Origin of the sequence: Sphingobium sp. EP60837 (assembly GCF_001658005.1) — a bacterium.
GTDB lineage: Bacteria > Pseudomonadota > Alphaproteobacteria > Sphingomonadales > Sphingomonadaceae > Sphingobium > Sphingobium tyrosinilyticum.
Window position 1 is genome coordinate 345,078 of the sequence record NZ_CP015987.1, and the last position, 22,529, is coordinate 367,606.

At 61.8% G+C, this 22,529-nt stretch carries 18 protein-coding genes and 2 pseudogenes; 12 read left to right on the top strand and 8 right to left on the bottom strand.

Features of this window, described 5'->3' with window-relative positions:
- Positions 1-380 precede the first annotated feature (380 nt).
- Positions 381-1,697, top strand: a complete 1,317-nt coding sequence (locus tag EP837_RS14650; protein WP_225870658.1) for a glycoside hydrolase family 16 protein — start codon at positions 381-383, stop codon at positions 1,695-1,697.
- Positions 1,698-2,191: 494 nt separating this feature from the next.
- Here the strand turns inward: EP837_RS14650 and EP837_RS20620 are convergent.
- From EP837_RS20620 to EP837_RS14675, 4 genes and pseudogenes are all read right to left on the bottom strand, one after another.
- Positions 2,192-3,132 (bottom strand): annotated as a pseudogene (locus tag EP837_RS20620) (Tn3 family transposase).
- Between the two features lie 13 nt (positions 3,133-3,145).
- Positions 3,146-4,186, bottom strand: coding sequence for an ACP S-malonyltransferase (locus EP837_RS14665; RefSeq protein ID WP_066530171.1), 1,041 nt, complete (start codon positions 4,184-4,186; stop codon positions 3,146-3,148).
- Positions 4,183-6,375, bottom strand: a complete 2,193-nt coding sequence (locus EP837_RS14670; protein ID WP_066530174.1) for a thiamine pyrophosphate-dependent enzyme — start codon at positions 6,373-6,375, stop codon at positions 4,183-4,185. The genes EP837_RS14665 and EP837_RS14670 overlap by 4 nt, the downstream gene beginning before the upstream one ends.
- Positions 6,376-6,489: 114 nt before the next feature.
- On the bottom strand, positions 6,490-6,768 hold the full coding sequence (locus EP837_RS14675) for a hypothetical protein (protein ID WP_066530177.1): 279 nt from the start codon (positions 6,766-6,768) through the stop codon (positions 6,490-6,492).
- 62 nt (positions 6,769-6,830) lie between these two features.
- Here EP837_RS14675 and EP837_RS22070 point away from each other — a divergent pair.
- From EP837_RS22070 to EP837_RS14695, 4 genes and pseudogenes are all read left to right on the top strand, one after another.
- Positions 6,831-7,120, top strand: a pseudogene (locus tag EP837_RS22070) (DUF4158 domain-containing protein); the annotation flags it as partial.
- A 430-nt stretch (positions 7,121-7,550) separates the two neighbouring features.
- Positions 7,551-7,922, top strand: a complete 372-nt coding sequence (locus EP837_RS14685; RefSeq protein ID WP_066530183.1) for a hypothetical protein — start codon at positions 7,551-7,553, stop codon at positions 7,920-7,922.
- Positions 7,919-8,200, top strand: coding sequence for a DUF5985 family protein (locus tag EP837_RS14690; RefSeq protein WP_066530185.1), 282 nt, complete (start codon positions 7,919-7,921; stop codon positions 8,198-8,200). The genes EP837_RS14685 and EP837_RS14690 overlap by 4 nt, the downstream gene beginning before the upstream one ends.
- On the top strand, positions 8,197-8,457 hold the full coding sequence (locus EP837_RS14695) for a DUF5985 family protein (protein ID WP_066530187.1): 261 nt from the start codon (positions 8,197-8,199) through the stop codon (positions 8,455-8,457). The genes EP837_RS14690 and EP837_RS14695 overlap by 4 nt, the downstream gene beginning before the upstream one ends.
- Positions 8,458-8,632: 175 nt before the next feature.
- Here EP837_RS14695 and EP837_RS14700 read toward each other — a convergent pair whose 3' ends face one another.
- Positions 8,633-9,046 (bottom strand): MarR family winged helix-turn-helix transcriptional regulator, encoded by a 414-nt coding sequence (locus tag EP837_RS14700; protein WP_066530190.1) that lies wholly within the window; start codon positions 9,044-9,046, stop codon positions 8,633-8,635.
- 74 nt (positions 9,047-9,120) lie between these two features.
- Here EP837_RS14700 and EP837_RS14705 point away from each other — a divergent pair, with 74 nt between their 5' ends.
- The 3 genes from EP837_RS14705 (at position 9,121) to EP837_RS14720 (ending at position 12,177) form a co-directional block, all read left to right on the top strand.
- Complete coding sequence (locus tag EP837_RS14705) at positions 9,121-10,908, top strand: chloride channel protein (protein ID WP_066530192.1); 1,788 nt, start codon at positions 9,121-9,123, stop codon at positions 10,906-10,908.
- 88 nt (positions 10,909-10,996) lie between these two features.
- Positions 10,997-11,287 carry a hypothetical protein gene (locus EP837_RS21395; RefSeq protein WP_066530194.1) on the top strand — a complete coding sequence of 97 codons (291 nt, stop codon included), beginning with the start codon at positions 10,997-10,999 and terminating at the stop codon, positions 11,285-11,287.
- Between the two features lie 611 nt (positions 11,288-11,898).
- The gene (locus EP837_RS14720) at positions 11,899-12,177 is read left to right on the top strand and encodes a hypothetical protein (protein WP_066530199.1); all 279 of its coding nucleotides are present in this window, start codon (positions 11,899-11,901) and stop codon (positions 12,175-12,177) included.
- Positions 12,178-12,838: 661 nt separating this feature from the next.
- Here the strand turns inward: EP837_RS14720 and EP837_RS14725 are convergent.
- Positions 12,839-13,246, bottom strand: coding sequence for a type II toxin-antitoxin system VapC family toxin (locus tag EP837_RS14725; protein WP_066530201.1), 408 nt, complete (start codon positions 13,244-13,246; stop codon positions 12,839-12,841).
- 68 nt (positions 13,247-13,314) lie between these two features.
- Between EP837_RS14725 and EP837_RS14730 the strand changes: the two genes are divergently transcribed.
- Entirely contained in the window at positions 13,315-13,563 is a 249-nt protein-coding gene (locus EP837_RS14730) for an antitoxin (RefSeq protein WP_066530205.1), read from the top strand.
- 42 nt (positions 13,564-13,605) lie between these two features.
- Here the strand turns inward: EP837_RS14730 and EP837_RS14735 are convergent, their stop codons facing one another.
- Together EP837_RS14735 and EP837_RS14740 are read right to left on the bottom strand one after the other, a co-directional pair.
- Positions 13,606-14,793 carry a site-specific integrase gene (locus tag EP837_RS14735; protein ID WP_066530208.1) on the bottom strand — a complete coding sequence of 396 codons (1,188 nt, stop codon included), beginning with the start codon at positions 14,791-14,793 and terminating at the stop codon, positions 13,606-13,608.
- A 220-nt stretch (positions 14,794-15,013) separates the two neighbouring features.
- Complete coding sequence (locus tag EP837_RS14740) at positions 15,014-15,571, bottom strand: TetR/AcrR family transcriptional regulator (RefSeq protein WP_225870660.1); 558 nt, start codon at positions 15,569-15,571, stop codon at positions 15,014-15,016.
- A 151-nt stretch (positions 15,572-15,722) separates the two neighbouring features.
- On the opposite strand from EP837_RS14740, the gene EP837_RS21615 reads away from it, so the two are divergent.
- Genes EP837_RS21615 through EP837_RS14755 form a run of 3 tightly spaced genes read left to right on the top strand, consistent with a single transcriptional unit; the run spans position 15,723 to position 22,104 of the window.
- The gene (locus EP837_RS21615) at positions 15,723-16,073 is read left to right on the top strand and encodes a hypothetical protein (protein ID WP_066530211.1); all 351 of its coding nucleotides are present in this window, start codon (positions 15,723-15,725) and stop codon (positions 16,071-16,073) included.
- Positions 16,021-18,684: a DUF2339 domain-containing protein gene (locus EP837_RS14750; protein WP_225870661.1), complete on the top strand. Its 2,664-nt coding sequence runs from the start codon at positions 16,021-16,023 to the stop codon at positions 18,682-18,684. The genes EP837_RS21615 and EP837_RS14750 overlap by 53 nt, the downstream gene beginning before the upstream one ends.
- 24 nt (positions 18,685-18,708) lie before the next feature.
- Positions 18,709-22,104: an acyl-[ACP]--phospholipid O-acyltransferase gene (locus tag EP837_RS14755; RefSeq protein ID WP_225870662.1), complete on the top strand. Its 3,396-nt coding sequence runs from the start codon at positions 18,709-18,711 to the stop codon at positions 22,102-22,104.
- The last annotated feature ends 425 nt before the right edge of the window (positions 22,105-22,529 follow it).

Genomic DNA, 22,529 nt, shown 5'->3' on the forward strand with positions numbered 1-22,529 from the left:
TTGGCCGGTCCCTGGAACTAACCATGCTGTGATCGTGCCACTCTTCCGCGATCGACGCGCCTTCTCGGGCGCAACACGCATATTGCGGCGGCAAATCGTGCCGTGAAACCGGCGATATGAGTATATGGGTCGTTGGGGACTAAGAAAAATCAGCGATAATCAATAGGATAGACTCACACACCACCCGCTGGTGAAAGGAGGAAACGACAAAACAGTCAATCTCCAAAGAGGACAACAGGTGTCGCCTCATGAAAAAACCAACACTCTCGCGCTCGTTTTCGAGCGCTCTATTCCTATGCCTTTGCCTGGCTTGCGTCAGCGCGTGGGGCTTGACATCAAACGCGAGCTTTTTCCATCAATCGAAAGGGGACGCGCGGTCGATGGCTGCGGTCGCGGGTAGGCAGGCATCGGAGGCAAAATTCACAACTGCCGACTTTCTGCGCCCTGCGATCGACGCCGCTGCGGCTGTCGCGGAGACGGACTCAACGGTATCATTCTCATCGTTGGGTACGGCTAATTTCGCTGACTTCGATTTTGCGAACGGCACGCGATATCCGGAGCAGGCCACTGCGTCGGTCGGACCAGCCACTTATAAACCTGGTGCTACCGTCGCGCATGTTCCGATTACCCTCGACCGGCCGACCCCAAACACGATTATCGCCAGGGTAATGACCGAGGATGGCACCGGCTTGGTGAGAGGCGTCGCCGGGGTCAATTACCAGCCCATCTATAAATCGGTGATTTTCCGCCCCGGCGATCCGCTCACAAAAACGGTAGAGGTGCCGATCATCCTCGGGATTCCACAGGCTGATTTCATCGTCCGGTTCGTCGAGGCGCCTTGGGGCGGGAAGTTGGGAACCGATCGCGCCTATGTGCAGTGCGACTTCCAGAAGGAACCTACGCCAACACAGACAGAAGGCCGAGCGCCTCGTATCTTCACGCCGAGTGGGACGCTTCAGTGGGGGATGAGCCGGGACACGCTGAAGTGGTCCGATGCAGGTCATGACAAGGCCTGGTCGACCAAACTGCCGAACGGCCGTTCGCAGCCGGGCAATCAGGAAACCGGGATTTATCTTGACGGTTGGCTATATCGTGATGCTGGGATCGAGCCGCCGCTCCGCTACACGGATGAAGGTCTTGTGATGCATACCCAGAAGCTTAAACAGCCGCTGGAGTGGAATGGCGTTTTCTATAATTATGGCTCGGTAGTCCTCAGCGGCCACAACAGCAAGCCGCTCCAAATCGGCTATGGTCAATATGAGTTTACTGCCAAAATGCCGGATCGGCGGGGTTCCTGGCCGGCTTTCTGGCTTATCTCTACGGCCGGTTGGCCACCCGAGATAGATATTTACGAGGGATTTGGTTTCGAGAGTTGGTGGGATTTTGATCGCTATACAGCCAATACCTTGCATGGAGGCGCTAATATCAACCGCACCTTCCAGCAGGGCATATTCATGAACACCGACGAGGTTTATGGCATTGGTGGATTCACCAAGGGGTTTCACAGCTTTGCCGTGGATATTCAGCCCGATTATATAACTTGGTTCATCGACGGCAAAGAAACCTATCAAGCCGTCAATCCCTTTGCCGGGTTTCGCTGGTACCCGATCATGGACGTGGCAGTGAAAACGAACGGAGATTATCGCGACGGTTCGGGTGACATGCTCGTCAAGGATATCAAGATCTATTCCAATTGATCGATTTCAGGCTCTCTCTACGGCTTACAGGGACGGACCATCGGTGTCGCGCTTTGGGTAGCCAAGCATTGCTGTAGAGGCACCGCCAGTGCGGTCTTGCTTGATGAGTCCGGCTACCTCAACGCGCCAACGAAGATTGGCACTGCGGCAATTACTATAAACCCGATGCCTGGCAGATCGCCCGAGAAGTTTGAGCAGTCGCTCGGCCGCTTGCGGCAGAGCATGCCGGACAACTCCTCGCGCTACGGTACATCAGTTGAACATGCCGGGTCTTCGTCATCGCCTGCTCGCCCGTTCTCCCCGTGGATCTTCTATTCAATGAGCAAGGCGACCATATCGACATAGGGCGCGTGTTGGCGCGCGCGGCGGCATTCCGGCTTGGCTCGACGACTGCTACGAAAATTAAGTCCCCCAGGACGGTATGTCGCATGAGAGGCGCCACCTCAAGGTTTGTGCGCCAGACAACGATTTGGCGGACATAGTGAGAACAAAGGCTATGCCACGCGTTTGAGGCGCGCCATGGGATCGTTGAGGGCGCGGAATTCGCCGGGGGCGAGCGGTTTTGCCCGTTGCCAGAGATAGTCTCCGGTCAAGCTGATATGGGCCCAGCCCATTGGGGAAAGGTGGGCGAGGAGCGCGTCATTGAAAGGGACGCCGGATGTTGTGAGGTGCTGGGCGGCCCTGTCCAGATAGATGGTATTCCAATATGCTATCGCCGCGATCAGCAGGTTCAGACCCGATGCCCGATATTCCTGGTTCTCGATCGACCGGTCCGTGAACCGACCCTGCCGGTTGGTGTAGATGGCGGCGGCGAGGGTATGGCGTGCTTCCCCCTTGTTGAGGCCGGCCTGGCAGGCCGGCGTAAGTCGGGCTGCACCAGCCAGTCGATCGTGAACAGCGTCCGCTCGATGCCGCCGAGTTCGGCCGGCGCGAAATCCAGCCTGTTCTGGCGTTTGTAAGCGGCCAGCTTGCGCAGGATCGCGGAGGGCGCGACGGCTCCCTCCTTGATAGAGGCGACGATCCTGACGATGTCATCCCAATCGGCTTCGATCGCCGCGGTCTTGATCGTGCGCCCCTTGAGGCTTTGGATGCCCTTGTAGGTCGAGGGCACGGCGATGGAGCCGAGTTTCCTGTCCGCAATGTCGCGCAGACGGGGCACGAAGCGGAAGCCGAGAAGATGGCAGAGGGCAAAGACATGGTCCGTAGCGCCGCCGGTATCGGTGTAATGTTCATGCAGCGGCAGCGCACCGGCGCGCAGCATCAGGCCGTCGAGCACATAAGGGGCATCGCCAGCGGTGGCCGACATAATCCGCGATCCGAACGAGGCGAAATGGTCGGACAGGTGGGAGTAGATCTTCAGGCCCGGCTCGCCGCCATATTTTGCATTGATGCCGGCCGCCGTCGATCGACTGCGGCCGGTGCAGAAGAACTGCAGGACTCCAAGGTGATTACGCCTCCCTAAAGCCCGTGGATGACGCGCGTTGTTCTGGAATACCCATCGACATCAACAGCGGCTGCGTCGTCTGAACCGCGCGGAAATCATCCTTGCTGGCCATGTTGCGCCAGCCACTCAGGATCAGCGACTGCGCGACAGCGCCTCCGAGCGTCGTTCCGGGCCCGGTGATAATGAAAAGGTCCGGCGCGAACTCGCGTGCCGCAATCGTGATGGCGCGCGTAAAGTCGTAGGTTTCGGTAACCTGCGTTCCCAGCGTGTAAGCGTAAAGGGCGTCGCGATCTGTTGCCCCCGGCCACCAGATCGCACCGCGGCCATCAATAAGGGGTAGAACCGGATTGCCGAACAAGCTGGCTGGCAGCGCGTCGCGCCCCTGCTCGGCGACCGGGGCCATTAGCCGTGTGTGGAACGCGGCATGATTGCCCAATCTCAAGGGAAACCGCTGCTGGGTCGGTTCTGCGACCGCTTCGAAGGCCGAGAGCCCGGCTTCGTTGCCGGCGAGCACCAGCATGCCGCCCAATTCGATCGAGACGAACAGCGCATGCCCGGGTCGGCTTGCGATGTCTTCAACAGCATCAATCAACGCTTCCCGGCGCTCGGGCTGTGGGTGCCAGTCCTCGCCGACGAAAGGATAGATGAGCTGGCCGCCAATCAGCGATCGCTGCATGAGCGTGCCCATAGTATTGGCGACGCGAAACCCGTCATGGGGCGACAGCGCTCCGGCGCAGGCGAGCGCCGAATACCAGCCCATCGAATTGCCGGTCACCGCAACGATGTCGATCGCGCTGCGGTCGATCGACAGGAAGTCGCCAAGCGTGGCGGCAAAGATCAGCGCAGAGGCATTGTCTCCGCGCGTATGGCTAGCGATCGAGAAGCGCGCCGCCTGATCGAGTTCGGTGAGCGTCGGCTGCGCGGCGCCGCGGCGCTGATCATCGAGGCGAGACAGCAAGGCAGCGTCGGGAAAATGGCGCTGCAGATAGCCGAGTTCGGTTTTGTTGTAGGTGCCCCGACCCGGGCAAATGACCACGGCCTTCATTGCGCGTCCCCCCGCACGAGCTTGCGGGCGGCGGTGACGATGTCGTCGGCCGACGGCATCGTCGCGCCATAGGCGGGCCCAGTCGCGATGAAGCTGTCCTCGGCGGTGAGCCGGGCATGGGGTAGATTCGTGCGCTCTGTGAGCAACGCCATCAGCGCCTCGGCGACGCCGCCCGTACGGCGGGTCTCATCGACGATCAAAACCTTGCGCGCGCCCCCGAGCGCTTCGACAATGCTCGCCTCGGGCAAGGGCGAGAGCCAGCGTATGTCGATGACACGCGCAGCGATCCCTTCTCCTCCAAGCCGCTTTTGCGCCTGGCGGCTGAGATAGGTGCCATTGCCGAAGGTGAGGAGCGCAAGATCGTCGCCATCGCCATGGCGGCCGACCTGACCGAAAGGGATGCGTTCCGATGGGTCGGGATAGAGGTGGAGCCAGCCCCCATCCCCAGGCTCGTGAAGATCGCGCATCGGATATAGCGCGATCGGCTCGAGAAAGACGACGAGCCGCTGCTCTTCCCGCGCCAGGCGCACGCATTCGCGTAGCATCATGGCGGCGTCCGCGCCATTTGACGGGCAAGCGAGGATGAGACCCGGGATGTCGCGCAGCACCGCTACCGAATTATCGTTGTGGAAGTGGCCTCCGAAACCCTTTTGATAGCCGAGCCCCGCGATCCGCAGGACCATCGGATTGGTGAACTGGCCCTTGGAGAAGAACGGGAGGGTCGCCGCTTCGCCGCGGAGCTGGTCCTCGGCATTGTGAAGATAAGCGAGGAACTGGATTTCCGGCATCGGCAGGAAACCATTGTGCGCCATGCCGATCCCCAGGCCGAGGATCGACTGCTCATCGAGCAACGTGTCGATCACCCGGGTCCGGCCAAAGCGCGCGCTCAGTTTTTGGGTGACGCCATAGACACCGCCCTTGCGGCCGACATCCTCGCCCATGAGAATGATTTCGCCATGCGCGAGCATCAGGTCGGTGAGCGCCCAATTGATCAGGCGCGACATGATCTGCGGCGACGCCATGGCCTTGAGGTCACCGCCAAAGGCTTCGGCGCGGGTGTCGGCCGAGGGGCCGTTGACGCGCTGGCAGGCCCGGTGCGGCGGGATCAGATGAGCCATCACCTCGGCCGCCGTCTTCAACCGTGGTCGGGTGACGGCTTCGGCAGCGATGCGCTCCACGCGCTCCTCGGTCTGTTGGTAGATCGCAAGCGCATCGGGCGGCGCGAGGGCGCCGGCCTCGTCCATCAGGCGAACGGCGTGCAGAAGCGGATCATTGGCTTCCTCAGCCTCCAACTCCTCGCGCGCCATATAGGTGGTGGGCATATCGGCGCCGGCATGTCCATAGAATCGGACAGTGCGGACATGGAGAAAGGCGGGCTTGCGCCGGGTGCGGACAAATTCCGCCGCCTCCAGCGTGACGCGATACGTATCGTAGATGTCGAGCCCGTCACAGGCGAAATATTGAAGCCCCGGGCGATGCGAGAAGCCGGCGGCGATCCAGCCTCTTGGAGTCTTGGTCGAGATGCCAATGCCATTATCCTCGCACACGAAGAGCAGCGGCATGGGGACGCCCTGATACGCGGTCCATTGCGCCGTGTTGAAGGCGCCCTGAGCGGTCGAGTGGTTGGCCGATGCGTCGCCAAAGGAGCACATCACGATCGCATCATTGTCGAGCGCCTGATGTTCGGGCGGACGGCGGCGGGCCAGGCCGATCGAATAGGCAGCACCGACGGCCTTGGGCAGGTGGCTCGCGATCGTCGAGGTCTGCGGCGGTATATTGAGCGCTTTCGAACCCAGCACCTTATGGCGGCCACCCGAGATCGGATCCTCCGACGAACAGGCGAAGGAGAGCAGCATATCCCAGGCGATCGACTGGCCGGGCACCTGGTTCGCCCGCTCGATCTGAAATGCGACGTCGCGATAATGGAGGAACGCCATGTCGCAGGGTCGCAGCGCTGCGGCGACCGCGGCCATGCCCTCGTGGCCGGAAGAGCCGATGGTATAATAGCCCTCACCCTTCGATTGCATGACCCGGCTGATCCGGTCGAGCGAGCGCGACAGGCAGCCGGAGCGATAGATCGACACGGCCTGCGCATTGCTGAGCGGGCCCGCAGGCGCGCGGCCGGCCGGGAGCGTGGCGCCGCCGACCTTGGTGAGGAAGTTCTCGTGGACGATCTGGACGCGATCCATGGCGACCTCAGAAAAAAGCTGCGATGCCGGTGATAGCGCGACCCAGGATCAGCGCGTGAACGTCGTGCGCGCCTTCGTAGGTGTTGACCGTCTCGAGGTTCACCATGTGCCGAATCACCTGATCCGCTCCATTTCGTGGGGTGGGATATCCAGCGCTTCGCTCTGCTGGCCGCCTTTGGCCTCCTCAGCCATAAGTTGGGCCGGCGTTCGGATTTCGGTCATAGGTGCATCGAGACAATCGCCCAGCCATTCACGCATCTGCTCAATCGCTCGTTCTGCGCGGGCCGCACTGTTGACCTCGATGATCAGTTTGCGTTCTGTCAGTGCCACAGTGGCAAAAACCGGCGTGCCGTCGTCTGGAGAGCGTCCCAGGCCATCCATATCCGTCCACATACTATGTCCCTTTACTCATCGGTGTCCATAGGCTCGAATGGCCTTTGTGGACGGGAATCGGCATGATGAAGCGCAAGCATCAACTCCTGTCGGAGAATGAGCGCGATCAGGTCCTGGCGATCCCGACCGACCATGGCCAACTGGCCCGGCTCTATACGTTCGAGCCCTTGGACCTGGACATTTCGGCGTACGGCGGGAGCGACGGAACCGATTGGGCGTAGCGCTGCAACTGGCACTGCTGCGGCATCCGGGCACAACGCTTGCGCAGATCATCCGGGACCGGGGAGCGATACCGCATGATCTGGCGACCTTTGTCGCGGAGCAAATCGGCCTTCGCGTAACGGACCTGGCCGTTGATTGGCGTACCTTCGACGCTGGGCCGGGTGTGGTACTCCTGACATGGCCGACGCGGAAGCTCGATGGAGGCTGGAATGGGCCGTCGTGGCCCTGCTGGCGGAACGAATGGCAGCATGTCCGTCTCATTTTACGTTTTCTCCGCCTATAGGGTCACACAAATGTACGGACAGTGGTTCGCTCCTTTCCTCTTCAGCATGGACATCAAATCCGGCGTCAGGAAAAAGGGGCGGGCCATCTCATAATTAACACTCCTGGCATCTCCTATGAGCGTCGAGATATGAATGGGCCCCGGACCCGCGCTTTTGATAGCAGCGGCCGGCACGAGAAGTGAACAAAAATCCCGCAAATTCAATTGCAACAAAGGGCAAAGCAGCTAGAAGGCTCGCGCACACGGGGGAACATCGTAGTGGGAGACGGCACTCGGCATGCCCAGCCGGCAAGAAACCTCGGCGTTCATCCGCTCAGCCTTTCGCTCGGTTTGGTCGCTCGAACTGATGTGTGTTCTGCGGAAATCCCCGGAGCGCTCGTGGAGTCAATCAGAACTTGTTGCAGCCATGCGCAGCAGTGACCTAGTCGTTCAACAGAGTGTGGAGCTGCTTCTTACCGCCGGCTTGGTGGTGACGAATGCGGACGGTGGCGTCCGGTATCAGCCTGCCAACGAGGCCACGGTGCGGATGGCTGCGGCTGCCGAAGCGCTGTATATCGAGCGGCCCGATGCCGTTCGACGAATGATCGTGGCGCCGACCTCGTCAGCCAGTCTCTTCGCCGACGCATTCCGCCTACGGAGGGGAGAATGACAGGAGCGATTTTCCCGGCGATTGTGTACGCCCTATGTTTTGCGACAAGTTCGGCTTGCGCCATTCTGCTTTGGCGTAGCTATGCGCGGAGTGGTGCACGGCTGCTATTCTGGAGCGCCGCGTGCTTCACTCTGCTGGCCATGAACAACCTGTTTCTCGTAATTGATCTGGCACTTATCCCGACCGCCGACCTGCAGCTTGTGCGGCTGCTACTATCGCTTTGCGCAGTCGGCGTGCTCCTGTTCGGCTTCATCTGGGAAAGTGAGGAGGACATATGACCTTGCCGGCCTTTCTCTCCGGAGCCGTTTCCTTTGGCTTTTTCCTGATATCGCTGTTCTTCCTGCGCTTTTGGCGGGAAACGCGCGACCCTCTCTTCGTCGCCTTCTCAGTCTCGTTTCTGCTCCTGGGTATCGGCCAAATCATTCTCGGGCTTGGCGGGATGCCGGATGAACAAAGGAGCTTGGTGTATCTCGTGCGGTTCACCGCCTTCCTGCTGATCATCCGAGCTGTCGTCGCCAAGAACCGCGCGATTTAAATGTGGATCAGTGAGCGCGCCCCTAAGCGTTGAGCGCTCTTATCTAGGCGAGCGACATCGAGATGGTGAAGAGCAGAATATTCAATCCCGATATCTCGATCGCAGGAGCCGGAGCGTCCACCCTTCAGGCGATAGTCCCATTCTTGCGTCGCCAGAAATGGAGATCGTATCGAGATTATGAAAAGCGGGTGAACAATTGATCAAGCAGAGGCCGCAGACGCTGGATTTCATCTCGATGCGCAGCAGACAGGTTAGCCAGCAGCTCCAGGGCGCGCGGCGTTAGTTGCAGCTGCGCACGGCGACGATCCGCCTCCGTCGAGTACCGGGTCACCATGCCCAACTTCTCCAGGCGATCAACCAACCCCGTTGCGCTGTGTGGCTTCAGCAAAAGTCGCTTCGCGACAAAACCAACCGTCGCATCCTCCGGCGGCGCGGCGCGTAGGGTCAGGAGTGCCTGATGCTGCTGTGGCGTGAGACCCATTTGCGTCGCGCGATCATCACTGAACGCCTGAAACTGTCGCAGCGCGAAGCGGAACTCTGCGAGCGCAGCATAATCTTCATCCTTCAGTTCGGCGTCTGCAGCCTTCATGTTTACCGTCACCTTGATATGTATCGTTCTACGATATAGTTGCGCGGGGTTGTCGATACAAAGAGGGATCTTACATGATTCGAGAAGCCCCCGCGTCGTCCGAAAATGCAAAGCTGGGTGATCACAGCGCGGATCGGCGCATGATCATGCTGGCTGCAATGGCGCTCTTCGTCGGAAGCGGCGGCGCGGTTGGGGCATGGATGCTGCTCAAGATGATTGCGCTAGCGATCAACCTTTTTTGGTATGGGCGCTTGTCATCGGCGGAGGCGGACATGGCCGACAGCGTCGTGGGCATGGGCGTGTTGATCATTCCGCTGGCTGGCAGCCTGATCGTCGGTCTGATCGCCCGCTACGGGTCAGAGAAGATACGCGGGCACGGCATACCCGAAGCCATCGAGACAATATTGTTCGGGGAAAGCCGGCTTTCGCTGAAGGTTGCGGTCCTCAAGCCTGTTTCCTCCGCAATTTCTATTGGCAGCGGGGGTCCGTTTGGGGCGGAAGGGCCCATTATCATGACAGGTGGCGCGATCGGGTCGTTATTTGCCCAATGTTTTCATTTGAGCGCCGCGGAACGCAAGACGCTGCTCGTCGCGGGAGCGGCCGCCGGGATGACGGCGATTTTTGGTACGCCGCTGGCCGCCATATTGCTGGCGACTGAAGTGCTGCTGTTCGAATGGAAGCCGCGGAGCTTCGTGCCGGTCGTGCTTGCCGTGCTGGTTGCTTTTGCCTGGCGGCCTTGGCTCATCGGCAGCGGGCCGATGTTCGCTGCAGATCTACATGTGCCCGCTGGCGTATGGCCGTTGGTGTGCGCGATCGGGATGGGCCTGCTTCTTGGTGTCGAGGCGACACTGCTTTCGACAGCGCTTTACCAGATTGAGGATAGCTTTCACCGCCTGCCCCTCCATTGGATGTGGTGGCCTGCGCTGGGGTCGATCGCCGTCGGGCTAGGCGGTTTGATTGATCCCCGGGTGTTGGGAGCAGGATATGCCAATATACACGCTCTGCTAGGAAACAGCCTTGAGATGCGGGCGATCGCGACGTTGTTGGCTATAAAGGCAATTGTCTGGCTCATTGCACTCGGTTCAGGCACTTCAGGTGGCGTGCTGGCACCACTGTTGATCCTGGGCGGAGCGCTGGGGTGTCTGGTCGGACAGTATCTGCCGGGGGACGCCGGCTTTTGGGCCATGATCGGTATGGCGGGCATCATGAGTGGGGCGATGCGGGCGCCGATGACGGGCGCGCTATTCGCCGCCGAACTCACAGGCGAGTTCGATGCGCTGCCAATTTGCATCGCCGGAGCGGTGAGCGCCTACGCCGTCAGCGTGTTGCTGATGCGCCGGTCGATCCTGACAGAGAAGATCGCGCGACGCGGGCGGCACATTTTTCAGGAGTATAGCGTCGATGCGCTGGATCTGTTGCAGGCGAGGGAATTGATGACGGTAGATCCCGACACCCTTTCGGGCGAGATGACCGTGGAGGCGGCGATCGCGTTCTTCCACAATGACGCAAACCACCGCAGCTATCCCTTGGTCGATGGTGCCGGACGCTTGCAAGGGCTGGTGTCGCGCAGCGATGTGCTGCGCTGGCAGGTTGAAGGGGTGGATGGCGCGACTTCGTTGGTTGAGAATTTGTCGGACCCCTCCCAGCCTTCCGCCTTTCCGGAAAGCCCAGGCGGGGTGGTGGCCGACCTCATTGTTCAGTCTGGCGTCGGGCGCATTCCCATCATTGAAGGGGAAAGCCGCAAGGTAGTCGGCATTCTGACGCGCCAGGACCTGTTAAAAGCCCGGCACAAAATTCGGACCGGCGAAACGGAGCGGACGCGTCACGCCAGGTGGAGGGTGAACCCCCTCGTTACCAGTTGACCTATATCGCAACGCGATATATATCTTGTTGAAAGAGGATGCCGTCTGACGGGGATCGCCGTGATGTCAGCCTCAAGGAGAGGCGGCCATGTTTGTTATGACCATAATCCTCGAGTCCATCCCTCTCGTCATCGGGAGCGCGTTGATAGCTTCGCTACTGTGCTGGCTGGCATTGATCTGCGCTAGCCGGATGCACCATCAAGACTGGGCCGCATGTTTTGTTGTGGTCCTGCTGGCGATTCTCCTCCTGAGTGGCCTGACACAGAACCAGCTCGTTCGGCTAAGCGCGATCTTTGGCTTGTTCGGCGCTCTGTTGCTGTCGATTTTGACTCGCGATCGAAATGAACCCTCGGGCATGGTCAGGCGGAGAGGCGAGTGATGGGATCGCGCTGCTGGAATTATCCCGCCCTCGTCTCGCGCATTGGCGAAGAACAGCAGCCAGACCGGGCAGCCCTGCGCGTTCTCGTGCAACGCATGCGCCGGGAAGCCTTTCCTGAAAGCAGCGAGCCAGCGCTGCAAAGATGGCAAGTACGACAGGCCGTCATCGCGGCTTTAGGGCGGCGATAACGTTGCCTCGCCATTGGCGGACGAATTGACGGTTACCCGAAGCAGCCGCTCCCTCCATCTTCACTTCTCGGCGACGCTTAAGCGAGATTCAGCCGGGCTGCTGATCTGCTAGAACAGCGACAGATGGAGAATTGATGAAAAATGGGCTGGCCTACGGACCAGCCCACAAGGAGGAGTTTCTTCAGATGAAGAACCTCAGGGTCGCACCCGTACAATATGATTATCGGCTGATTCGGATTGTATAAATCCGACAAGCATCAGCATTCACCATCATTAGTTCACAGCGCCATCTAAAATATTAAAACCGCCCACTTTATATTTATCGAGGTCAGGTCGACGGTACGCAGACCATTGACGCTGAACTGCAAATCAGGCATTGGCCGCTGCGGCAGCCGAGGGACATCGGCACATGAGAGGATGCCCATGAGCCTGACGCAGGTTGATTACCATAAGTCTTTTCACAAGTTGTTCATCGAATGTCTTTCGCAACAAAGACGTCCCACAGAAGAAGAAATTGATCTGATCGCCGGAGAGATCTGGAGAAGCAGCCACGGCTGCGTGACTGGACAGCCGTGGACCGATGTCCCACGAGGCAGCGATGCACATCGGCAGATGATTAATGCGGCCCGCGCCGCGTTAGGCGCCCATGCGAAGCAACTCTGCGCATCGAACGACGAGCAGAATTTAATGACCGCGGCTTAGCCGAGCCGCATTTCGGGGTCCGGGTCGTAGGACACATGGACCACTATAAACAGCTTCCGCCACTGACCTGTTCGCAATCCATCAATCATCATTGCCGATGTGAGTACATCCACGCCGCGCAACAGAGATGCCCCGCGCCGACGTCCTGTGACCCGGGGCGAGTCCGAGAGGCTTCGGTGATCTGGATCATACGTCGGGGGCAGCGAAGCAACGATGGCGCGGTGGGATTATGTCGTTCGCTGCTACCGACGAATCTAATGGACTATCTCGCGTGATGGATAGACGACTCGCGCCCGGCGGATGCATAGTGAGGATCCCGACAGCCCCGCCTCGGCCCCCTTCTGAGGCGGGGCAAATTATCGGCAAGAGAGGCGTATCTGCCACCTGCACCGGGAAGCAGTTGAGCCGGTAATGGAGCGGATCGACAGCTTCCGGCGGGACATCAGTCAGCGACGAACGGCAAGATTGGCGCATTGCCGTCGCCGCGTATAGATGGACCTGAGCGCTGCGATGTCGGCTTTTCCAATCGAGAATTTCAAGCGGTCCTTTGCAAAAGAGCCGGCTAAGAATCCTGGCACTTCTGGGTTGTTTAACGGGTGCTACCCACTTTGGTTAGAACCGCTCTGTTGGCAACGATCGAGTCAACATCATTGAGTGCAGCTCATGCACCGGCCAGCCGGAGCCAATTCTCCACCCTCAGGCCCGGAACACGGGCGAACGCACGGACATTGACCGTTACCAGCGTCGCATCGAGCGCCAGCGCATGCGCCGCGATGACCATGTCATTCGCGCCGATCGGGGTGCCGTGTCGTTCGAGCGATGCGCGCAAAACGCCGTAGTGGCGGTCTGCGTCATCAGCCAGCGGCAGGACGGGAAGGCGTTTGAGGATACCCTCAAGCTGCGCGGTCAATCGCTCGGAGCCGCGCCGTTCGGCGCCAAAGCGCAGCTCGCTGGCGACGATAATGCTCGTGCTGACAGCCTCCGCCGGCAGCGCCGTGATCCGCGCCCCAATCACGCCCCGGGGATGCCGGACCAGGTCTGACAGGATGTCGGTGTCAAGAAGGTACATGATCAGAACGCAACGTCGTCCGCAGGCCGATCGTGGATCGCGCTATTGTCATAGGCCAAGGAGATGCCATGAACGCCGAGCGCCACGTCAAACTGTTCGAGAACGGCCGCAGCCAGGCGGTCCGCATTCCGCGTGAGTTTGAACTGCCGGGCAACGACGCGATCATGCGCAAGGAAGGCCAGCGGTTGATCATCGAACCCGCGCCTGTCCTGTCGCTGGCTGCCTATCTGGCAACCCTGCAGCCCATCGAGGAGGATTTTAGCATAGGCCAATTCGAAAGGCGAGCCATGACGCTTCAGTCCCCCGGCCCGCTTTGATCGCCGCAGGCACGGGGAGATTAGGATGGCCGCAACAACCGCCTATGCGCCCAGCTTCCGCATCAGCCGCCCGGCCGCCCCCTGCTCGGCGGCGAGGTTCCGGTTGTAGGCGAGCGGCATGCGCGGGCTTTTCCAGCGCAGCGCGTCCATGATCCCGGCGAGTTCCTCGCCGCTGACGAACAGATCCTGGTTGAGCCCCACCCGCGTCGAATGGGCGCTGATCCCCTGGAGCAGGTGCGCGAGGTCCTCCGCCGTCAGATCCGGCAGCGCGCCGCGGGCGAAGGCGCGGCGGATGATCGCGCGCCAGAGCGGCCCGATCGAGCCGGGATGCAGCGCCGCCGTCCCCACGTCATAGGCGACCCGGGCGGGCTGCGCTGGCGTCCCCTCCCCGCGGCGCCACCGCCAGTGGCCGTCCGCGTCGCGGGTGCCGACCGGCTCCCCTGGGACAGCGGGGCGCGCGCGGATCCGCCGCACCTGCACCCGGCGGAACAACGGCCCCGCCGCAATCCCCGCCGCCTCCAACCAGGCGGTGACCGCACGCACGCTGCGCGGGCTCAGGAACGCGGTTGCCCCCTCCCCTTCGGGATCGCCCTTAGAACGCGGCACTCGCAGCAGCCGCGCCTCGGGGTCGGTCGCGTCGAGAATGTGCTCCACCTGGATCGCCACCAGCTCGGAAGCGCGCAGCCCGCTATCATAGGCGGTGGACAACAGCGCCTTGTCGCGCAGCTCGGGCAGGGTGTCGCCGCAGCTGTCGAGCAACGCCCGGATATTGAGCCCGCGCGGCGCCTCGGCGACGACATCGCGGACCGGCCCCTTGAACCGCAGCGGCCGCGCCTGGGCTTGCGCGCTGCCCTGCGCCCGCTGGATCGCGCGCAGCGTGAGCTTGACCAGTTCGGCTTGGGTCGGATCCTTGAGGTCGAGCAGCTGGTGGAGCTTGGCGATCGAGGCCTTGTAGCGGGCGAGCGAGGCGGGTTTCGCCCCCTGCCCGGCGCGCGCGTCGCAATAGTCGGCCACCACTTGCGGCGTGGCGGGCAGGGCGATCCGGCCGGTGCGGCGGCACCACAGGTCGAAGGCCTCGAGGTCGCTTTTCAGCGCGCGGATCGAATGCGGGGATGAGGCCGCCTGATAAGCTTCGTTGATCACGACACGCTCGCCGACGCGCATGGCAGTCACGGCCCAGGCGAGATCGTTGGCCGATGCGCACGCGAGACCGCCGGTATCGACGGAAATCGGTGCACTCTCGTCAGACCGGGCCCTTGTTCCATCCTGCTCCGTTTAGCCCACCTTCTGAGAAGACAACAAATCCGCTTCTGTGATTGCACTTATCACGAGTGACGAAAGCCGGCGCTCATAGAAGACTTTCTGTATTCTTTCATCAGTACGAACTAATCTTCATAGCCGGGCATGGTGGTGCGGCCCCGATAGGTCTGTATCACAACTTCGTTCTCTTTTACAGCTTTGCCCCTGCGGCCCTCAAGGATTCCTTGACGCGGGTGATGGCCATTTCGAGCGGCTCCGTCTCGCCCAAAAGGATGAAGCTGCCGTTGAGCGCGAAGGTGCAATGGCCATGGACCGTGGCGACCAGTGAGCGCGCCAGGCGCGGCGCAAGATCCTTGGCTTTGCGCGGAAGGACAGCGGTTACTTCGCGGACGACGACTTCGGTGAGGCCCGCGCGCTGCCGGGCATAGTCTTCCGGCATCCGGACGCCAAGCGGCAGGCGATGATCGTAAATCGCCATCCAGATGTGGAGATTGTCCCGGGCGAAGTCGAAATAGCCTTCAACCAGCGCAGCGATGCGGTCCTCCGGATTGTCAGACAGGCGGGCCTCCAGAAAATCGGCCCAAAGATCGAAGGTGCGCGTGTTGATTGCAACAATCAGTCGGTCGTAGCTGCCGAACACATTATAGAGCGTACCGACTGAATAACCGATACGCTTGGCCACCTCCCGCGAGGAGAAATGAGCAAAGCCCACCTCCGCCATGTGGCGGTGGCCCTGCGCAACGATCATCTCGGCAAGTTCTTCGCGGCTATGGTCTGAGCGTCTTCCCATCGTTCAAAAGGATAATAAGGGAATTGAACGATGTCTAATAAATTTATTGAACAGCGTCTAATTTTACGTTAGCGACGGTTTAGATCGTCGGGCTTCAGGGGTGCGACTCATGTTTGTGACGCTCATTTTGCTGGTTTTCGGAGTGTTGCTGCTCGACATGCGCAAGCGGCTGAAGGTGGCGGAAACGCGGCTGGCGTCGCTGGAAGGGGATCCCATCCTTGCCCGTCATCCCCGCGAGCCGCAGGGCGATGCAAGCCAGAGCGGGGACCCGTCTCCTGCGCGTTCCGTTTTGGGTGAACTGCCGGAGATGGATCAGCCTACGCCCAACTCGGCTTCCCCCTTTTTTGGAAATGATGCGGGGGAGAGAGTGGTGCCGCCTGCGCGAGTGGTAGCGCGGAGGATAGAGAGTGTCGAAGCCCCGCCCCCTGCCGAAAAAGGTGGAAGCAGCCGCGCCCGTTGAACCTGCAAAAGACGCCTCCCCTCCCCCGATCGAAGCCGCCCGGCCGTCCTTTGGCTTTGAAGAGATGTTCGGGCGGCGTTTGCCGATCTGGGCCGGCGGGGGGACGCTGACGGTGGCGGGGGTGCTGCTGGTCAAATATTCGATCGATGTAGGATTGCTTTCGCCACTGGTGCGGGTCGTGCTTGGGCTGCTGTTCGGCGGGGCCTTGATCAGTGCGGCGGAAATCGCGCTGCGGCAGGAGGAGCGGGTGCGCGATGGAAGGGTGCGACAGGCGCTCGCAGGGGCTGGGCTGGCAACGCTCTATTTCAGCATATTGGCGGCGCATGGGCTCTATGGGCTGGTGGGTCCGGTGACGGCTTTTGCGGGACTGGCGGGCGTAACGGCGCTGGCCATGGGGCTGTCGTTGCGCTTTGGGGCGCCGAGTGCGTTGCTGGGGTTGGCCGGCGGTCTCGCAGCGCCCGCGCTGGTCGAGGCAGGGCAGCCCAATGTGCCGCTGCTTAGCTTCTATCTGGCGCTTGCGGTCGGAGGCCTCTCTGCTTTGTCGCGAACCCAGCGGTGGATGTGGCTGGGCGTCAGCGCGCTGATCGGCGGCGCGGGTTGGGGCGTTGCGCTGCTCGCCATGGGGGTGCTGGATTGGGCGTCCTCACTGTCGGTCGGGTTGCTGGTGCTGACGCTGGGCGTGGCCCTGCCCTTCTTCGCCTTAAGAGGCGCGCGGGCCACGGCTTTGCGCATCGGCGCGGCTGTGGTTGCCGCGGCGCAGATGGCGGCACTGGTGGCGACCGGCGGCTTTGCGTTGCTGCATTGGGGCCTATTCGGGCTGCTCTCCATCGCGCTGGTCTGGCTGGGACGTGAGGCGAGCTTGCGGCCGCTAGCGGCGGTCGGGATGGGCGTCGCGCTGATGCTGGCAGGGGTTTGGCGTGATCCGCAGATAGGGCGGTTCGCGCTGGTCTTAGCTGGCGGCGGCGCGATTTATGGTGGTGCGGCGCTCTGGCGGCTGTGGCGCGCGGGCGGCGGGCTGATCGAGGCGGGTCAGTTCGCAGGGCTGGCACTCGCTGGCTTTGCGGTAGCCTTCCTGCATTTTTACCGTGCGGGGCTGGATCAGACGTTTGCCGGGCTGGCGCTGGGAGCGGCGGTTTTGCCCGCGGGGGCTCTGGTGTCGGGATGGCGAAGGCCGCGAGACGATGCGCGCTTTGTGACGCTGGCGACGGCGGCGGGGCTGCTGCTGGTCGTGGCCGGGGCGTTGGGGCTGCCGGGCTGGGCTTTCGCGGCGGTCATCGCGGCCGTGGCGGCTGGCTTGCTGACGCTGGGGGAGAAAGCCGGGGACCGGCGGGTGGAATATAGCGGCTGGGGCTTTGCTTTCGCCGCGCTGGTGGCTGTGGCGGGGTCGGATGATGTCGTGCGGCTGTGGGGCGAGGGGGCGGCGGGCATGCCGCTGCGCTGGATCGCGGTTGCGGCGACGGCGGGACTGTTCGCTTGGCGGGCGATATTTGCGGAAGGGCGTATGGTGGCGCAGGGCGTGGCGGTGCTGCTGGCTTATGGGGCAATGACGCAGGTCGTGCCATCGATCTGGGTGCCGGTGGGAGCCGCTCTGCTGCTCGCTTTGGTGGCGGAGGGCGCGCGGCGGTTGCAAGCTGGGCGGATGTTGGCCGGGCTCGGAGTGGCGGCGGCGCTTGTAGGGCTCTGGGCACTGTGGCCGCTCGCCATCTGGCTTGTCCATGCGCTTTTCTCGCTGCTGGGCGAACCGGTTCTGGTGCGGGATTTGCCCGCGCTGGGCGAGAGCGTGCGGCGGTTGGCGGTGCCGGCCGGGCTGCTCGGAGTGGCCTTGTGGCGCGCTGGGGCTGTTTTGGGACCCTGGGAGAGGCGCGCGGGCTGGGGGCTGGCTGGGATGCTTGGCGTAGTCGCTGCGCACGTCGCTTATAAGCAAGTTTTCGGGCTGACGAATGTGGCGGACGTGACGCGCCTAGCTTTTGCAGAGCGGACGGTTTGGCAGGGATTGCTGATTGGCGCCGGCTTAGGGCTTTGGCGGGTTGGGCGGAAGGTCGCGATGCCTCTGACTGCGGCGGGATTGGCGCATCTGCTGATCTACACGATGCTGCTGCATAACCCGCTGTGGTTCCCCCAGACGGTGGGCGCCTGGCCTGTGATGAATCTGTTGCTTCCCGCTTCTGCCTTGGCTTTTGGGGCGCTTTGGCTGATCGAAAAGATGGGGCCGGAATGGAGCTGGACGCGGCGGCCTGTCGACATGGCGCGGATGGTGCTGATGGCGCTATTTGCGCTGGCAACCTTGCGGCAAATGTTCGTGGGGTCGATGTTGACGGTGCCCGGCCTCAGCCAGGCAGAAGACATATTGCGTTCCGTCTTGGCTCTCGGGATGGCGATCGGGTTCCTCCTCTGGGGTATCCATCGGCGGGCGAAGGATTGGCGTATGGCATCCCTGCTGCTGATGCTGGCGGCGGTAGCCAAAGTGTTCCTGCTGGACGCGTCGGGGCTTTCCGGGCTGCTCCGGATCGGGTCGTTCCTGGCGCTGGGCTTCAGCCTGATCGGTATCGGCTGGCTCTATAATCGCGTACTGCGCGAGCCGCTTAATGACTCAACCAGAATTGCCGCATAATGCGTGAAGGACGGGGGTAAGAAGATGTCCGCACCTGATCTGTCTTTGCTGGGTAAACGCCGTTTCGCGCCGCTATTCGTGGTGCAGTTTCTAGGTGCGTTCAACGACAATCTGTTGAAGTTCGCGCTGCTGTTCCTCGCCAATTTCGGCCTCTATCGCGCCGAACCGGACAAGGCGGAGATGCTGGCGACCATCGCCACGGGCCTGTTCATCCTACCCTATTTCCTCTTTTCCGCGCTGGCCGGGCAACTCGCCGATGCGTGGGACAAGGCGAAGCTGGTGCGCGCGGTCAAGGCGGCGGAGGTCGTCATCATGAGCCTTGCCGTCACCGGATTTTGGTTGCAGTCCGTGCCGCTGCTGCTGTCCTGCCTGTTCCTGATGGGGCTGCATTCGACTATCTTCGGGCCGGTCAAATTCTCAATCCTGCCGCAGCATCTTGCGCCGCATGAGATTATGGGCGGAACCGGGCTGATCGAGGCGGGCACCTTCCTCGCGATCTTGAGCGGACAGTTGCTGGCGGGTGTCATTCCGCCGTGGAAAGCCGGCGTGGTGGCGGTGGGCATCGCAACCTTCGGCTTTTTCGTCAGCCTCACCGTGCCGTCCGCGCCGACCGTGGTGCCGGGCCTGCGGATCGAGCGCAATGTCTTCAAAAGCACCTGGCATATCCTGAAGGCCGCGCGGCATGGACGAGGCGTGTGGCTGTCGATCCTCGGCATCAGCTGGTTCTTCGCCGTGGGCGCAGTGCTGCTGGCCGAATTCGCGCCGCTGGTGAGCGGGGTGTTGAAGGCCAAGCAGGAGGTTGCGACCTTATTCCTGCTGATTTTCTCTGTCAGCGTGGCGCTAGGGTCGATGCTGGTAAACCGGCTGCTGGGCGGGCAGGTGTCCGCGCGCTTCGTGCCAGTGTCGGCGCTGGTTCTGGCCGGGTGCATGATCGATTTATGGCTGTCGACCAGTGGCTATGTGCCGGTGCATCGGGGTTCAGGGATTGCGGAGTTCGTCGGCTCGCCGGGGAGCGTGCGGATCATGCTCGATCTGGTTGGCATCGCCTTTGCCGGCGGCATGTTCATCGTGCCCCTTTATGCCATTCTCCAGACGCATAGCCGGCGTGAGGAGCGGTCCCGGACCATTGCAGCCAACAATATTGTCAATGCGGCGACCACCGTGGCGGTCGTGAGCGTCGTCACTGCGATGCTGGCGCGGGGCGAAAGCGTGCCGGGCGTGATCGGGGTGATGGGCTTTGCGACTTTGGTGGTGGCGCTGATTTCCTGCTGGCTGCTGCCCGAGACGGTGATCAAGGCTATCGTGCGCGGCCTGCTGCGGCTCTGTTATCGGGTCGAGGTGCTGGGGTCCGAGAATATGCCCGCCGCTGGCGAACCGGCCGTGGTGGTCGTGAACCATGTCTCCTTCCTCGACGGGCTGCTGCTGGCCGCTTTCCTGCCGGGCAAGCCGACCTTCGCCGTCCATACGCGCATCGCCCGAGCCTGGTGGATAAAGCCCTTCCTGCCGCTCTTCGATGCCTTTCCAGTCGATCCCACCAACCCGCTGTCGGCCAAGGCGATGGTGAAGGCAGTGCGCGAGGGGCGGACCCTGGTGATCTTCCCGGAAGGGCGGATCACCGTCACGGGCGCGCTGATGAAAGTGTTCGACGGCCCCGGCATGGTCGCGGACAAGGCCGATGCGCCGATCATCCCGGTGCGGATCGACGGGGCGCAGTTCACACCCTTTTCGCGGCTGAAGGGCAAGGTCAGGCTGCGGCGTTTTCCCAAGATCACGCTCACCGTGCTGCCGCCGCGCCGCTTCACCATAGAAGGTGAGATGACGGCGCGGGCGCGGCGCGCGATTGCCGGGCGGCGGCTCTATGACCAAATGAGCCAGATGATGTTCGCTACCTCGGACACGGATCGCACCTTGTTCGAGGCGCTGCTGGAGGCGCAGCATATCCATGGGCGAGGCTCGGCCGTCGTTGAGGATGTGAAGCGCGAGCCCTTAAGTTACGGGCGGTTGGTGACGGGCGCGCTGGTGTTGGGCCGAGCCCTCAACCGTTCGACCAAGCCGCGCGAGGTGGTCGGCGTGCTGATGCCAAATGTGGCGGGAGTGGCTGTGGCCTTCTTCGCATTGCAGGCGGGTGGGCGCGTGCCTGCCATGTTGAACTTCACTGCCGGGCTAGCGAACCTGAAGGCCGCCTGCACCGCCGCGCAGGTCAGGACGATCATCACCGCGCGGGCCTTCGTCGATCAGGGGAAGCTGAGCGATGTCGTGGCGGGACTCGAGGCCGAGGGGATTGGCTTCCTCTGGCTGGAGGATGTGGCGGCGGGGATTGGCGCCGGGGCGAAGCTGCGCGGCCTCGTCGCGAGCCGCTTTGCCGGGCGGGTGCACAAAAGGCTGAAAGTTTCGCCTGAAGATGCTGCGGTCATTCTCTTCACAAGCGGGTCGGAAGGGCTGCCAAAGGGGGTGGTGCTGACCCATCGCAACCTCTTGTCCAACTGCCGCCAGCTTGCGGCGCGGATCGATTTCAATTCGGCCGATGTGGTGCTGAATGCCCTGCCGGTGTTCCACAGTTTCGGGCTGACGGGGGGCACGCTGCTGCCGATCTTCCATGGGGTGAAGACCTTGCTTTACCCCAGCCCACTCCATTACCGGATCGTGCCCGCGCTCGCCTATGACGCCAATGCCACGATACTGTTCGGGACGGACACTTTCCTCTCGGGCTATGCGCGGATGGCGCATGGCTATGACTTTTACTCGCTACGCTACATCTTTGCCGGCGCCGAGCGAGTGCGGGACGAGACGCGGAAAATCTATGCCGAGAAATTCGGGCTGCGCATCCTAGAGGGCTATGGCGCAACGGAAGCCGGGCCGGTGATCGCAGTCAATACGCCGATGCATTTCCGCGCCGGGTCGGTCGGACGGCTGCTACCGGCGATCGAGGCGCGGCTGGACGATGTGCCGGGGATCAGCGAGGGGGGGCGGCTCTCGATCCGGGGGCCGAATATCATGGCAGGCTATATGAAGGCCGATGCGCCCGGCGTGCTGCAACCGCCGGAGGGGGGCTGGCACGACACTGGCGACATCGTAACTCTCGACGATCAGGGCTTTGTGACTATCCGGGGTCGGGCGAAGCGATTTGCCAAGATCGGGGGCGAGATGGTTTCGCTGCCCGCCGTAGAGGGCTATGCCTCGGCGCTGTGGCCGGAGGCGGAGCATGCGGTAGTGACGCGGCCCGATGCGCGTAAGGGCGAGCAGTTGGTGCTGTTCACGACTGCAAAGGATGCCAAGGCGGCGGCGCTGGTGGCGTGGGGAAAGATCAATGGCGTAACGGAGTTGGCCCTGCCACGCGAGATCCGAATACTGGACGCGTTGCCACTGCTGGGAACGGGGAAGATCGACTATGCGCTCATCACGCAGTTCGCGATGGCATAACTACAATCTGCGTATTGCGGCCATGTACCGCGATAGTGAACGAACGGCAAAATCTGGAATAGAATTTTCAAACTAATCGTCTGCAAAGGGTCCGGCGATGGCGTTAGGTCCGGTGCAGGTCCAGAAAGATGCCGTGCCCAATATCTGCATCCTCAATGCGGGTGATGACAGCTTGGAAGAATGCCATGACCGGTCTATATATGATCGGTGAGAATTTAATCTACTTCATTTGCAACAGAGCAGTGTCGTGTTTCGGATTATCGACACGAAAACTATTAATGAACGGCAGATTATTTACTCTGGCTATATGCGCGATGGCATTTGCGCGACCGCCCCGGTCAATCCGACAGTGGCTGCAATTACCGGAGTGTGCTGCGGGTGAGATCGTGCAGCAACCCAGCGCCGGGCGACAACAGCACGAAACC